The organism is Glutamicibacter sp. BW80, assembly GCF_002332385.1.
In the GTDB taxonomy this organism is placed as follows: domain Bacteria; phylum Actinomycetota; class Actinomycetes; order Actinomycetales; family Micrococcaceae; genus Glutamicibacter.
In genome coordinates this window covers 1-1575 of sequence record NZ_NRGV01000054.1, presented here as the reverse complement: position 1 = coordinate 1575, position 1575 = coordinate 1, and the positions used below count along the sequence as shown (strand labels likewise).

Here is a 1575-nt window from a genome sequence, read left to right as displayed (position 1 = left end):
AGCTTGCTATTTAACCTTTTGATGCGCCACGCCAATAGGCTGAACGACTCGTTTGCGCTTGTTCCGGGTGCCCTTAGGTCGTCCCGGGCCTGCTGAAGAAGCTAACGGCGGGTTTGTCGGATGCACCAGCTGCTGACAGACCCGCCGATAGGTCGCTTGCACTCGACCCGGGCTCAACGCCAGAAGGTGCACTGGAATCTGTTGCCACGGAAGCCGGCACCCCGCGATCAGTGGTCGAATCAGGCGCAGCAGCAGGTACGCGGTCAGTACGACCCAGCTCCAAGTATCGGCAGCTTGAGGGTCATGCAATTTAGGTTTAACCCATCCCAGATTTTGTTTGAAGAACCGGAAAGTATGTTCTAGATCGAACCGTCGCAGATACGCCGACCACCACCGGTCAACCGCGTCCACGTCCTCGGGTACTGGCTTGGAAGCCCAAAGCCACAGCGGCTTCGGTGTTGGCACTCCGGGCAAGTGTTCGACTTGCACCCCGATGATGGTGCCTTCAATAATCTCTGGTTTACCGTACTCATCAGCTATCCCGCCGCGAGTATCAAGCTTGGGATGCATCCGTTCAAACGCCTGCACCAAGACGTGCCCGTACCGTTGAAGGTGGTGCTTAGCGGCATGAGTCGGTCGCTGATGGGTGGCGGGATCGTTCAACGCCAGCTTCGCTCCGTGACGCGGTGCCCGTCCTTTGGATGGCCCTCGCCTGGGTCCGGCTGGAGCATAGAACACCCTGTTGGATCGTAAACGGGCAATCAGGATCACCGGCAGATCTTTCACCAGCCAGGCAAGACGTGCCACGTCATAACCGGCATCCATCACCACCAAGACCTCCGGATCATTCGTCCGGTACTGTCCTGAATTGATCAGCCCGGCCATGACCTCGCGGATCTGAGCGGCGGTCACTGCGCTCGCATCTTCACCCGGCACTAAACGCCGAATGTCCAGTGGCAGAGTCCATGATGAGGCTCCTGGTTGAAGAGCTACGATGACCGAGTAAGGCCAACCAGGGATCATCTCAGCTTGGCCGTTGCGGGCATAGGTGTGGCAGAAGCTGCGCTCAGGGGTGCAGTTCGCGTCGGGTCGTAGCCAGTTCGACACGTCCACGGCTAACACGATCTGTTGCTGGCCATCTTCTTTGCGAGGGAAGGTTGGGACCGGCAGTGCGGTGATCCGTGATTTGAACTTCTCTGTATCGAGATGGCCGTGGTTGATCGCGTCATATAAGGCTCCGTAGCCTCGGTGGTGTTCTGGTTCTAAGCTGAGGTGGGCAAGGTCAGTGACCTTACTTTGGGTGCAAAGTAGTGCGTCTGTCAGTTCGAAGAGGGCATCGGCTCGGTTGGTGAGGCAGTGGTAGTAGTCTTGCCGAAATTTGTTCAGGCGTGCGGTTGCCTCGATGCATTGCGTTGATTCGAGGTCGTGGTGCATACTCATGGCGACGGCTCTCTGTTCTGTGCTTCGTTTTTGGTAATTCAAAGCATCAGGAACGAGAGCCGTCTTAATGTGGTGACACGCCGGAGAGTCCGCAGAATTTCAAGGATTTTCAGGCGAGAGGTTAAATAGCAAGCT

1 protein-coding gene is annotated in these 1575 nt (G+C 56.8%); it reads right to left on the bottom strand.

All coding sequences use genetic code 11. The annotated features are described in order from the left end of the window. Positions 1–6: 6 nt before the first annotated feature. Complete coding sequence (locus tag CIK76_RS14995; protein ID WP_217990405.1) at positions 7–1482, bottom strand: NF041680 family putative transposase; 1476 nt, start codon at positions 1480–1482, stop codon at positions 7–9. Positions 1483–1575: the final 93 nt, after the last annotated feature.